Origin of the sequence: Staphylococcus sp. ZWU0021 (assembly GCF_000798895.1) — a bacterium.
Taxonomy (GTDB): Bacteria; Bacillota; Bacilli; order Staphylococcales; family Staphylococcaceae; genus Staphylococcus; species Staphylococcus saprophyticus.
The window spans coordinates 1-13239 of record NZ_JTLN01000031.1; the positions used below are offsets into that span (position 1 = coordinate 1).

The 13239-nt window shown below is 29.3% G+C and carries 12 protein-coding genes and 2 pseudogenes; 5 read left to right on the forward strand and 9 right to left on the reverse strand.

What is annotated here, in order from left to right; genetic code table 11:
- Positions 1-80 precede the first annotated feature (80 nt).
- Positions 81-557 (reverse strand): GNAT family N-acetyltransferase, encoded by a 477-nt coding sequence (locus L987_RS11890; RefSeq protein ID WP_231558601.1) that lies wholly within the window; start codon positions 555-557, stop codon positions 81-83.
- Positions 558-922: 365 nt separating this feature from the next.
- Positions 923-1129: a DUF3923 family protein gene (locus L987_RS13585; RefSeq protein ID WP_080588844.1), complete on the reverse strand. Its 207-nt coding sequence runs from the start codon at positions 1127-1129 to the stop codon at positions 923-925.
- Between the two features lie 701 nt (positions 1130-1830).
- On the opposite strand from L987_RS13585, the gene L987_RS11895 reads away from it, so the two are divergent.
- From L987_RS11895 to L987_RS13795, 3 genes are all read left to right on the forward strand, one after another.
- Complete coding sequence (locus tag L987_RS11895; RefSeq protein ID WP_047504935.1) at positions 1831-2265, forward strand: plasmid mobilization protein; 435 nt, start codon at positions 1831-1833, stop codon at positions 2263-2265.
- 202 nt (positions 2266-2467) lie between these two features.
- The gene (locus L987_RS11900; RefSeq protein ID WP_047504938.1) at positions 2468-3862 is read left to right on the forward strand and encodes a helix-turn-helix transcriptional regulator; all 1395 of its coding nucleotides are present in this window, start codon (positions 2468-2470) and stop codon (positions 3860-3862) included.
- A gap of 502 nt (positions 3863-4364) precedes the next feature.
- Positions 4365-4457 (forward strand): type I toxin-antitoxin system Fst family toxin, encoded by a 93-nt coding sequence (locus L987_RS13795; protein WP_021459888.1) that lies wholly within the window; start codon positions 4365-4367, stop codon positions 4455-4457.
- Positions 4458-4835: 378 nt separating this feature from the next.
- Here the strand turns inward: L987_RS13795 and L987_RS11905 are convergent, their stop codons facing one another.
- The gene (locus L987_RS11905) at positions 4836-5657 is read right to left on the reverse strand and encodes a LysR family transcriptional regulator (protein WP_002484379.1); all 822 of its coding nucleotides are present in this window, start codon (positions 5655-5657) and stop codon (positions 4836-4838) included.
- A gap of 125 nt (positions 5658-5782) precedes the next feature.
- On the opposite strand from L987_RS11905, the gene L987_RS11910 reads away from it, so the two are divergent.
- The gene (locus tag L987_RS11910; protein ID WP_002484378.1) at positions 5783-6778 is read left to right on the forward strand and encodes a YeiH family protein; all 996 of its coding nucleotides are present in this window, start codon (positions 5783-5785) and stop codon (positions 6776-6778) included.
- Positions 6779-6950: 172 nt separating this feature from the next.
- Here the strand turns inward: L987_RS11910 and L987_RS11915 are convergent, their stop codons facing one another.
- The 5 genes and pseudogenes from L987_RS11915 to L987_RS11935 all read right to left on the reverse strand — a co-directional run bounded on the left by L987_RS11915 (position 6951) and on the right by L987_RS11935 (position 12057).
- Positions 6951-7205, reverse strand: a complete 255-nt coding sequence (locus L987_RS11915) for a GNAT family N-acetyltransferase (RefSeq protein WP_052191005.1) — start codon at positions 7203-7205, stop codon at positions 6951-6953.
- Positions 7206-7965: 760 nt separating this feature from the next.
- Positions 7966-9180 carry a dicarboxylate/amino acid:cation symporter gene (locus L987_RS11920; protein WP_047504944.1) on the reverse strand — a complete coding sequence of 405 codons (1215 nt, stop codon included), beginning with the start codon at positions 9178-9180 and terminating at the stop codon, positions 7966-7968.
- A gap of 396 nt (positions 9181-9576) precedes the next feature.
- A complete protein-coding gene (locus tag L987_RS13960; protein ID WP_231558603.1) occupies positions 9577-9900 on the reverse strand; it encodes a redoxin domain-containing protein in 324 nt (107 codons plus the stop codon).
- Between the two features lie 27 nt (positions 9901-9927).
- Positions 9928-10291, reverse strand: a pseudogene (locus tag L987_RS13965) (recombinase family protein); the annotation flags it as partial.
- A 221-nt stretch (positions 10292-10512) separates the two neighbouring features.
- Positions 10513-12057: a BCCT family transporter gene (locus L987_RS11935; RefSeq protein WP_197050277.1), complete on the reverse strand. Its 1545-nt coding sequence runs from the start codon at positions 12055-12057 to the stop codon at positions 10513-10515.
- A 201-nt stretch (positions 12058-12258) separates the two neighbouring features.
- Here L987_RS11935 and L987_RS11940 point away from each other — a divergent pair.
- A pseudogene (locus L987_RS11940) lies at positions 12259-12517 on the forward strand (universal stress protein); the annotation flags it as partial.
- 129 nt (positions 12518-12646) lie between these two features.
- On the opposite strand, the gene L987_RS11945 reads toward L987_RS11940, so the two are convergent.
- Positions 12647-13239 (reverse strand): sulfite exporter TauE/SafE family protein (locus L987_RS11945; protein WP_047504950.1); only part of this gene is annotated, 593 nt, incomplete at its 5' end.

Genomic DNA, 13239 nt, shown 5'->3' on the forward strand with positions numbered 1-13239 from the left:
AAGTTTTGGGATTGTTAAGGGTTCCGAGGCTCAACGTCAATAAAGCAATTGGAATAAAGCGTTTTTGAAATTTGCTTATATTATTTAAAGAAAAAAATATCTCCTTGGTCTACATAATTATCAAAATTAGAATCTTTTTTTAAACCTAATTTTTCGGCTAATTTTACAGAAGATATGTTATTTACGTCAGTTCTTATTACGAAATCTAAATTATTATCTATTTTAGTTTTTAGCCAATTCATTATTGTTTTGATAGCTTCAGTTGCATATCCATTGCCAGTTTCTTTAGGGTCCAAGCGATAATATAAATTAAAGTATTCTTTGTTGGCAAATTCCATTTTTTCTGCGCCACCACTACCTATAACTGTCTTGTTTTCTTTTTTAATAATCACAAAATATCCGTAATTATGGTCATCCCAATGGGTTATCCATTTGTTCAACATATTTTTAGTATCGTTTATCGTTTTATGTCTTCGCTTTGGAGTATATTGAGTTGCTATTTTATTAGAGTGGATTTCATATAATTCTTCTGAGTAAGATAATTGTGGTTTAGTCATAATTAATCTTTTGCTTTCAAGCATTTTGTACACATCCTTAGTAGTTATATAGATTTGAGAAATGGGATATTAAGAATTATGATTTCTTTGATTTTAAAACGAATGTGAACGAGTTTCTTCTTGTCTTGATACTATATAGAAATAACAATCTTTTTAAAATGATTTGAAACATAATTGAATTTATAAAAATCTATTCCCCAAAAATCTCGTTCGATATATGTTGAATGATAGAAAGCCCTCTTGTTTTGGCTCTAAATATCCCTTTAAAATCCAAATAAATCTATATAAAAACAAAAAGATACCCCAGATAAAATGGGTATCTTTTATTTCAATACGGACTGTTTAGGTTCTTTCAAGCCGTCTACTTAATTCAGTACTTGTACTTTTTGTTTTCTCGAAAAGACTAAATTAATGATTAGCCATATTAGCTGTATGATTAAAGAAATTAAATATGTAATTCCTATAACAGCAATATTAACCCATTTCAATTCAGTCATTTGTATGGCGCCTGATGCGTCTACATTTCTTGCCCAAAGAAAAATGGTAAAGCCTATAAAGCTTAAAATTTCAATTTACTTACCTTCTTTTTTGAATTCATCAAAGTCTTAATTAAATCAGAATATTTCTAACTTAACAATATATAAAAATAACATGAATTTTAAAAAATAATATTGTGAGTGAAAAATGATCTACATGTATTATAAATTAATGCAATAGGTCATTTTTTATTGGAAGTTTATTAGTAGTATTTGTAATGATAAAAAACGAAGCCTAATATACGTTTTAAGAAGGGGAGTTATTTAAACTTTTAGAACATTGAAAATGCATTTATGTGGCTAAGAATTCAACTAGAGGAGTCTCGAAAAGGAGTCCCAGACAACAGGATAAGGGTGAACAATGCCATCACGATGGCACCCAGCATAGCTGGGGTTCAAAATGAATGTTTCATTTGTTATAAATACTTTCATAGCAGTAATTTTAACAATCTTATATATTTATAAAACCTGACTTGAGCGTAATATTACATGGCATTTCGATGTAAAATCAATGATTCTTCTATTTCTTGCGCCACAAGGGATAGAAGAATGGGGAGTCTAAGGACTCCTCATAGACTCCCGAAAGGAGTCCTTAAATCATTGTTTATAATCAATGATTTTCTTATATAAGGTATTAGTAATTGCTTAGTTATTTATGATAGAGTATTTACTAATCAAATACTTAGTATAAAAATGTGATTCTTACTAAGTAATTACTAATTTTAGGAGTGGCGTGAATGGTGAGCAAGAATCATAAAAAAGCTAAAACAATTAATATTAATTTAACTGAAGAAGAATATGAAAAAGTGAAAGTATTAGCAGAAGATAGAAACTTAAATCCAACAGCTTATACGAGGCTTGTGGCATTAGGAAATCGTATTAAGCCGACAGCTGTTTATCCAGTAGATGAACGAATTAATGAGCTTGAAAAAGAAAATGAAGCTCTTAAAATGCAATTTAAAGTAGATCATAACAAAGATGAAGTGTTGAAAGAAGACTATGAAAATATAGAAGAGGAATATTCTGAAGTTGCCAAATACTTGGATACGTTTAAACGTTTTTTACAGTATGTAAATGATGACGCTGAATATATTAATTTCAATGGATATAAAAGAGATGAGCAATTAAAAGAAGAGATTAGAGATGCTATACAAAAATTTCATAAAAATTAATTTGATATTTCAAAATAAGAGTAACCTCCACAAAACCTGTATTTAACTTGTGGAGGTTTTTTGATTAACCACAGACACATACTTCCCCTTAATTTTAAGCGAGCAATAAACCGTATTGTAACTGTACGCTTTTAAATTTAAAAATTATAATATTTTATTTTTATGAAAAAGTAGTGTATGATTTTTATAAAGGAGGGGTTATATGAAATTATCCCAAAAGCTTTATCTAGAAAGAAAAAATAAGAATTTAACTAAACAAGCATTGGCTAAAGAATTGAATGAACTTAGTGGATTTTCCAATTATTCTAAAAAGGAGATAACACTTTTAGAATCTAAGCAGAAAGCATTTACTTATCGTATCGTAGATGATATTGCAAAATATTTTAATATGACAATATACCAATTTTTAACAAAACAGTGGAAATCTTATAACACAGAAGAGATTACTTTGATTGATAATAATATTGAAGAATATTTTCATGGCTATTCAGAGTGGATGCCTAAAACGTTTAAAAATTTGTCTGATATAATCCATAAATTTGATTTAGTAAAACATGATGATTGGGTAGCCATTCCCCAATATGAGTTGATAATGAGAGAGTATTATGACTATCTATATCGAGATGTTAGTAAAGAAAGTAGCAGTATTATTATTAGGAGAGCTAAGGGCCTCTTAGATAACTTGGAGTTATTTAGTTCATATAATCATGAAAATGATTTACAATTTCCTATAAACTTAGAGACAGGTTCTGCTGGATATACTAAATTTAATGATAAACGTGAACCTATTAATATGAATATACTAATACAAAATATAGAATTCTCATTAGGCGAAATTAGACAACTTTTTGAAGATGACTACTTTGATTATGATGAAGAAGATACAAAATATTTTAATTTGTTAAATTATTATCGAGAAAAGTTTGATATAAGATTTGAAGATATTGAAAAGGATTTGGGTATTTCAAGTGCAGAGTATAGAAAATGGGAAAAAGGTGAAATTGATCCTAGTATTAGTAATATTATAAAATTATGTGATTACTTGAATATAAATATTGATTTACTTTCTTCAAGTTCATTACGCACACTGAACAACATTAATTCTCAATCAGTTGGGTCATATATTCTGCAAAATACTAATATTCATGACTCTGAAGAATTATCTAAAGATTATTATTTTTCAGAAAGACAAAGCGTCATATTGATTCCCAAATATTGCTACGAATATATGTTTTATTATTTAGAGGATAAAACTCATAAAGATATAGGAATAAAAAAAGCAATTCAATTTACTAGAGAGTTTTTTGTGAAATGGTATGAATTTAATAAAGCTAGACAATTCTTATTTTATTCATTAACGGGAGTCGTTGCTAAGGAAAATTTCATTCATTATACAGAGAAAGAAATTAAAAGATATTTAGGTGATAGTTACTATCCTGAAAATCCAGTGAAATTTTTAACGCAATTAACATTAGATAGAGTTGAAAATTATGGATATAAAGACAAAAAACAAATTATCAACAGAATTAAGCAAATTGATATAGAGAGGGTTCTAAAATCCCCTGAAAAGACAAATTTAAGACCTGAAGTAAATTGATTTAAAATTACAACGAAATCTCCCTACTAAGTTCTACTTAATAGGGAGATTCGATAAACGAATAGCATGTTTAGTTGTTCTCACAATTATTGGTTCAGTATTAATTAGCAATAACCAAAAAATAACCTTCCAACTTTGACAGGTTCGAAAAGGTTATTTTTGTCTTTTTAACAGTCTCATTGGGGCAACATGTTAGCGCATGTTGTCCTTTTATATATATTTATTATACTAGCATGATATTATACGAATACCAAATATGATATATGTGTATACATTATACATATATAACTTCCACATGTATAACTTCCATATGTATAATGTATACACAGAAAGAAAAGTAGAAATTGTATTATTTCAATCTAAGTAAATACACCCATTTAAGATTTGAATGACATAATTCAACTTATCGGAAGTACATATGCTTCAAAAGATACAGATGGTATAATAATGGAGTCGCCTTAACTTCCATAGGCGAAATTACTATGGAAGGAGGTGAGCATCTGTGGACTTTTTATTCGTAACGGTTATTGCACCTGTGATAACTGGATGTATTGTAGCTTGGTTTACCTATTGGCTAAATCAGCACAATAAATAGGCGACTATCCATATCACATAAAGAGCCCCAACCTACGGCAATAGGTTGGGGCTCGGTGTATATCTATGGACTTTCTATTCGTTAATTGTATTATAACATCATAGTGTAGAGGAATGCAAAGTCATATGTACGATATTAGTTACAAGGTATCGTTTTAATATTTTCGACGTAATTGTCAAGAATTTAAAGGATAAATTATGAATGTTATATATTGAGAGTTTATACTTTATATTTATTTTTTGAGTATTAGATTTTAAAAATGTAGTTAGATGCTTATATTTTCTTGGATGCGCTCTAAAAAGAAATTTAGCCATTTATAAAACAGATTGTCATTGGAACGTCCATTAAATTTAGAATAAATAATACAAAAAACAAAATTTATGAAACCAAATTTTTGATGACTTCATTAAGTTTCGTATCAATATACTTATCTTTATGCATGACTAAATAGAAATAGCGTGTGATGTCTAAGTTTGTTACTTCTAGTTTTTCTAAATCATAAGGTGTTAATGTGGATTTAGAAATAATAGAAAAGCCGTTACCAGCATGGACCATATTTTTAATTAGATTTGTGTTATTAATTTCTACTAAATAAGAGGATGAAGTCATTTGTGATAACGCATTTTCTTGATAGACTCTTGTACCTGATCCACGTTCTCTGATAAAGCATATTGCTTTATTTGGATATGATGATTTTTTACGAATTAATACTATTTCATCTTGAGCAATACGTCTACTGTATATGATATTGCTTTGAACCTCTTTTTCGATTATACCTAAATCGATAATGTTATTCTTAATATGTTGTAATACTGTGTCAGAATTATTTAAATGCACATGAATATATAATTCAGGATATTTTTTTGCTAAATCAGTAAGATGTTGTGACAATCGATATTCGCCATACGTGTAACTACTCCCTACCGTTAAATCTCCCGAAATTGTATCAGGCTGCATTTTCAAATCGTGTCTTAAGGTTTGTTCTAAATGTTCACGCTGTAAAGCATATTGAAATAGTTTCTCCCCATCACTCGTTAAAGACATTTTAGAATGTCTAAATTCGAAAATTTTTATATCGTATTCCAGTTCTAATCGTTTAATATCACGACTTATTGATGGCTGTGAAGTATATAAATTTTCTGCAGCCTTAGTAAAGCTTTGCGTTTTAACTACTTCAGTTAGAACTTTTAATGAATCCATTAACTAGGCCTCCTGACATTTGAGTCACTCTATTATAACAAAATCGTTATGAGTAATATACTTAATATTTATTTCACATTATAACTTTGCAGTGCTAAGCTTTTGATAAAAGGAGGAGTTAAAAAGTGAAGTCCTTAAAAAGTAAAGCATTTATTTATGGTTTATTATTCACATTTATCATCGCAGTTATAAGTTTATTAGGCTCAAAACTACCATTTTTAGATAAGATAGGCGCTTTAACAATTGCTATACTGATTGCGATTCTATATAGACATTTTAAGGGTTACCCTGAAGCATATCGTTCAGGCATCGAATTTTCATCTAAACGGTTACTGAAATTAGCTATTATATTATATGGATTAAAGTTAAATATTTATGATGTGATTGGAAAAGGTAGCGGTTTGTTATTAATCGATATTGGAGTCATCCTTTTTAGTATCGGATTAATGTTGTTACTAAATAAATACATTAAAGGGGATAAACACCTCACGCTATTATTAGGTATTGGCACTGGGGTATGTGGCGCGGCGGCTATTGCAGCAATATCTCCAATATTAAAATCCCGAGAAAAAGATTCTGCGATTAGTATCGGGATTGTCGCACTTATTGGCACTATATTTTCACTTGCATATACTGTGATATATTCTGTTTTTACAATATCTCCTGAAGTATTTGGGGTCTGGTCAGGCACAAGTTTACATGAAATTGCACATGTAATTCTTGCTTCGGATTTTTCAGGCCAAGAAGCTTTGAGTATTGGACTGTTAGGAAAACTGGGACGTGTGTTTTTATTAATACCTCTGAGTATTATTTTAATTCTAATTATGAGAATAAAATCGCATAGCGAGACCGAAAAAAAACATATTGATGTACCTTACTTTTTACTTGGTTTTGTCATGATGGCACTATTCCATACTTATGTGCCCTTGCCACACATGGTTATGCAAATTATCGATAATGTCACGACTATATGCTTATTGATGGCAATGGTTGCATTAGGATTAAATGTTTCCTTTAAAGACTTAAAAGATCGTGCTTTCAAACCATTAATAGTTGTCATTATTGTATCTATTTGTTTATCAACTGTAACATTTATCGTTGCGAAGTGCTTTTATGGTTAGATTATAAGTATACTAAAAAATTGATATAAACATATATATAAAGTTGAAAAACGTCTTCAGTAATTCAATTTCTCAAATCTTTGGATGTAGATTTTGAGGGATTGAATTATTAATCTAATGTTTTTCATTTATCTTATTTATGTGAGTTAGGGTGAAAAGTTCTTTTTCAATATTAAAATCCTTGGTGTTGCTTATATCTGAATATTAAATCCCCATTTAAATCATCTATAAATGTATAATGAAACCCTAACTCTTCATATAATGTCCGTGCAATATCATTCTCCTTAACAATACTTAAATAAATTATGTTTATATTATATTTATTTAAAACTAAATTTATTAATAGCTTCATAGCTTCTCGACCAAATCCTTTACGTTGATGTTGTTCATCAATAAGAATTCGATCAATCCACGTCTCTTTAAGCAACCATACATTGTAAACCCAACGACATAATCATCTTTATAAAATGAATCTGTTTCAAGATAATTTAAATAACTAGACTAGATAATAAAATGCTATTGTCACAAGAGGAGATAACGAGTTTGGCGGATCTTGTGCGCTGTCTTTTGCAAAAGAAGGAATAAAAGTTGTTATTTCATATATTTCTGAAGATGCAGGATACGAAACTGTGAGGATCATTTAAGTACAAGGCGAAGAAGCTCATTTTATTAAATATAATTTGCAGAAGAAAAAGATGTTAAAAATCTAATTAATCAAACTGTTAATCGATTGGTCAATTATATTGGGTTCATAATAACGCAAGAATAAGAGTACAAATAGTTCGATTAACAGAAACTGACACAGAGTTTTGGCAACGTGCAATTGATGTTACTTTAAGAGGCACAATTGTTAGTACATCATCTACAGAGCGTTTAGTTGGCACAACTGGTTTAACACCATATATTTCCGTTAAACACGAGGTTAAGGGCTTAACTAAAAGTGCTGCTTTAGAATTTGGTAAAAAATATACATATTAACTCAATGTGTCTTGGTATGACAAAACAGTGACGGTGGAAAATTTGAGCCAACAATCAATTGAACAAGTAAAAAATTTTGAATCAGGAATTCCATTAGGGCTTATGGGAGTACTTAATGAATAAACTTCTTTTATTACAGGAATTAATCTTCTATTTGATGGTGGAAAGACTGTAGAATAAATAAAAAAACAAAGGCTATAACTATAAAATTAGTTATGGGCTTTGTTTTTTTTATCTATAACAGCAGATCCAATTATATCACCTAATACATTAGAGGCAGTACCACCCATTCCTATTATTGCATCAACACCAGCTATTAAAGCTACAATTTCTAATGGTAAACCGAATAAACTAAGAACAGCAGAAAGAGTAATAAGACCACCAGCTGGAATACCAGAAGTACCGATAGATAAGATCGTTCCTATGATTACAATCATAAATAAATTTTCTAAAGATAAATTTATTCCTGTAACGTTAGTTGCAAATACAATTGATACCCCCATTCTAAGAGCGCCGCCATCAGAATTAAATATAGTACCCAAAGGGATTGAAAAATTAACAACCTCATTTGAAATATTAGCCCTTTTTGCAGACTTAATTGAAATAGGCAAAGAAGCAATACTACTTGAAGTGAAAAAAGCAGTTAAATAAGCTTCTTTAGTATCTTTTAAAAATTTCCAAACAGGTTTATTAGCTAATTTTAAAAAACTAAAATAAACTAGTAACCATAAAATAAGAATTCCTATATAAAAAGTGAGTGTAAATGACAATAAAGATTTAAAAGAGTTTAATCCTTGAGAACCAAATGTTGAGGCACTAATACCAAATACACCAATTGGTGCATATAGCAATATACCATTTAATATAATATTAAAAAGTTTATTCAAAGTTTCAAAAAGTGATTGAAGCGATTCTGTTTTTTGTTGTGTGCTTTTATCAGATGAAGATAATAAAATCGACATCGAAATACCTAAAAGTATAGCTATAAACAATATGGACAATAATTCACCAGAAGAAAATGCTTTAATGAAATTATCAGGTATTATTTTATATAATATATCTGAAAAGCTAGGTATACTAGGTTTATCAATTGAGTTTTTTGGTAATGTCAAATTTTCGCCAGGATTTATGGTTAAGGCAATTATTACCCCAATAAATACAGATAAGCCTGTTGTTATACTATAATATAAAAATAATTTTCCACCCATTCTTCCTAAATTAGCTAAATTAATACGACTTAAAGACAACACTATAGTTAAGAAGATAATAGGTATAGCAATTAAATTTAATAATCTAATAAGTATTTGGCCTAATGGTTCTAAGAATTTAGCATTTTCACCTAATATTAAAGCAACAATTAACCCTGCTATAAAAGCAATAGTCATTTTTAAAACAATTGAGCTGTTTTTATAATTTCTCCACATATACTTAATCCTTTCTTTTTAATGATTAGGTATTTGTTAAAATTCTAATACAAAATAAAATTATAGTTACTGACGAGGGTATTTTGAATTATTGCACCTATTAGCTATCCTGTAAATAGTAATATAATGACATAAGTTAATGCAACAGCAAATAAGTTATAAACGATTAGTCAGTTATTTAAAATAACTCTAGTGATGACGCATTATATGGTATAGGTAAAACAAAAAAGTTATTTGATATTTTTTTGCTATTAAAGCATATGAACTAACTAATAATATAAATAAGAAAGGCTCTAAAAAACATCGAATTGTAGAGCCTTTCTTATTTTTTATTTAGTTAAAATAGCTTGTTTTATATAATATTCAAAATGATAAAATATTGAATTATATTAAACTTCAATATTTAGAAGCGATTTCAATAACTTTTGAAGGTTCTGTTCGTTGCGTGTAATCAGAATTCACTTCTGCAAAAACAATTTTTCCGGAAGTATCAATAACAAATGTAGCTGTTTTTGGTAGTTCCCAATCTTCATTCCCATTATGGCCTGCGACATCTAGCGCAGATTGTTGGTAAACTTCAATTAAATAATCTAGCATAGAGAAAACTAAATTGAATTGTTTAGCTACATTGTTTTTTTCATCACTTAGTACTATAAATTCAAGTTCATTCTTTTCTTTAGTCGATAACGAAGCATCTGGTGTTTCTGGAGAAATCGCCATTAATGTTGCTCCAGTCTCTTGAATTTCTTTGAATTCTCTTTTCTTATGGTCCGGCAATGATGGCCGTCCGCCTTTTCGCCTTCTTGCCCATCGCATCTTTGGTCGATACATTCATATCTATAATGTGTAAATCAATACTGTTTTCATCCAACCACTGAGATAACTCAATTAATTGTTTCGTTGTACGGCCAAGACGATCTAATTTATAGATAACTAGAATATCGCCTTCACGTAACTAATCCAAACAATTATCAAGGTCCATTATTTTCGTTTTGCGACCACTCGCTTTCTCACTAAAGATACGTTCACAACCATATTCCTCAAGTGTATCAGTTTGTCCATCAAGACTTTGATCTTGTGTTGATACATGTGCATAACCAATTTTAGCCATTTGAATACCACCTCTTTTAATCGTTTTATGGGTGCTTATTAATGAAATCTAATTCTCGATGCAAATAAGCGCCTCTCTCATCGTCTAAAAACTCATGATTTTTGATATTTATGATTCATTGATTATAACACAAGTTTATAGACTTAAATATATAAGAAAAACCTCTTAATTTATAGTTAAGAGGTTTTGTGTCAAAAACGAAAATTATAAATTTCTCTCTTTTACTTATCAATAATATCTTCAAAATGTTTTTTATCTGGCTGTAATGTTAAACCTAAGTATTTTCTTTCCCGATTTGCTTCTTTATAAAATGACACCATCATTAATATAATAACGATACTAAATGGAAACGCAGATATAATGGCTGCCGATTGGAGTGCCTCTAAACTAGTATTTCCACCTGCTAATAATAATATATAAGAAATAGTAGATAAAGCTACGCCCCATATAATTTTCACAAAACCTGAAGGATTTAAATTGCCAAATGAAGTTTGCATACCCAAAACAAAAGTAGCAGAATCGGCAGAAGTAATAAAGAAAGAAGCTATTAAAGCCAAAGCAATAATAGATAAAATGAAACCAAACGGCAATTCGTTAAAAATACCGAACAATTGAGTTTCGGGTGGCATTTTAAATATACTACTATTTACTTTTCCTATTTCAATACCTGTTGTACCAAAAGCACTAAACCAAATAATACTAACTGTAATAGGTACACTTAAAACCGCAATTAAAAATTCTCTAATACTACGTCCTTTTGATATTCTAGCAATGAATACACCTACAAATGGACTCCAACTCATCCACCATCCTAAATAATAGAGCATCCAAGAATCTAACCACATAGATTTTTGTTGATTTAATGGAGCAACATCCAAGCTATTAATAATTAAATTATTTAAATAATCTCCTGTTGAACTGGTCATAATATTTAAAATGAGGATTGTAGGCCCAACAATAAGAATAACAATTAATAAAATAGCTGCAAAAACTATATTTAGATTACTTAAGTATTGTATACCTTTGCTTAAACCTGTCCAAGCACTAAACAAAAATAATACTGTTATAACAACGATAATTATACCTTGTACAATTATATTATTAGGAACTCCAAATAAATAATTTAAACCACCATTTAATTGTATTGCACCTATTCCTAATGACACTGCTACTCCAATAACAGTAGCAAATACAGCTAATACATCGACAACAACTCCTAAGGGTCCTTCTACTTTATTCCCTAATAAAGGTCTTAGAGTTCTTGAAATTAGTCCGTTTTCTCCTTTTCTAAATTGGGAATATGCAAGAACCAATGCTACAATGCCATATATTGACCATGTATGAAAACCATAGTCCATAAATGTAGATTTAAAAGCTTCTGCCATAGCTTCTTGTGTTTCTGGTTTTGCATTTGGTGGAGAGAGGTAATGTGATATTGGCTCAGAGGAACCATAAAATACTAAACCAATACCCATACCGGCACTAAATAACATTGTTAACCAAGAAATTGTTCTAAATTCTGGTTCATCTTCTGGTTTTCCTAACTTTAATTTTCCTATTGGGCTAAATATTAAGAAAATAGAAAAAGCTATGATGACCGCATATAGCAACATATAATACCAACCAAATGTATTTGTCACCCAAGCTGATATAGCATTGGTAATTTCTCCAAATTGTTTAGGAAAGATTGTACCTAACAATACAAGTATTCCAATGATACTGGCGGAATATATAAAAACATTGGAAACTTTGTTTTTCTTACTCATCACGTTAATAACTCCTAACTATAAAAAAACAGATGTTTAGAATCATAGCACAATAAAAAGATTATTCAATAGTGAATCTGAAATATATTAATTCAAGGAATATATTTGAATAATTTGAATATGGAAATAAGCATATATATATTCAGGATATATACATAAGTAATGGGCATCTAAATAATAATTAATAGGAGACTGGTATAAATGTTCAAAAATATATTATTATCCTATGATTTCGAAAATGATTTTAGTGCTATCCCTGACTATTTAGAAAAAGCCATCGGTGAAGATTCTGTTGTTGTAATTTATCACGTTGTAACAGAAAATGATCTTGCAATTAGCGTCAAATATTATAATAAGCAAAAAAAAGATATTATTAGAGAAAAAGAAAAAATCTCACTCCATTTTTACGTGAATTAGAAAAAAAGATATTCAATATAAAATAGATGTAGCTTTTGGGCACACCCTAATCATACAAATTAAGTTGTTGAAATTATCGCAACTGTTATTTTACTTGCTATATGAGAATGTTTTAACTTTATAAATAAGAAAGAGAAGTACAACTAATATTAGTTGTACTTCTCTTTCTTATTTATAAAACAATTTGAATAATTGCAATAATAATTAAAATACTGATGATCCACTTTTGTAAAAAACTAGGGACTTTTTTACCTAATTTTAAACCTAACGGAGCGAAAATAATACTCCCTATTATTAAAAATAACGCATCTTCTAAAGGAATGTAACCTTGTATAAGTTTAATGATAAAGGCGCCAATTGAAGATATAAAAGCAATTACTATACTATTAGCAACCACCGTATTCATTGGTAATTTGAATAAAACTAATAATATAGGAATGATAATAAAGGCACCACCTGCGCCTACTATACCCGAAATAATACCAACGAAAAGACCTATAATAACTAGTAAAGGTTTATTAAAAGAAGGTTCGCCTGAACGAGATTCGACTTTAATGAACATTAATATTAATGCAAGTGAGGCAATGATAATATAAGTCATATTTACAAAAGTAGTATCAAATAAATTTGCTAGGAGTGCGCCTAACATGCTCCCTGTAATCATACCTCCACTCATATAAATAACTAATGGTGGGGAGAATTCTGTTTTTTTTCGCGCTTTTAATGACCCACTTAAAGTACTGAAAAAGACTTGACTGGAAGTAA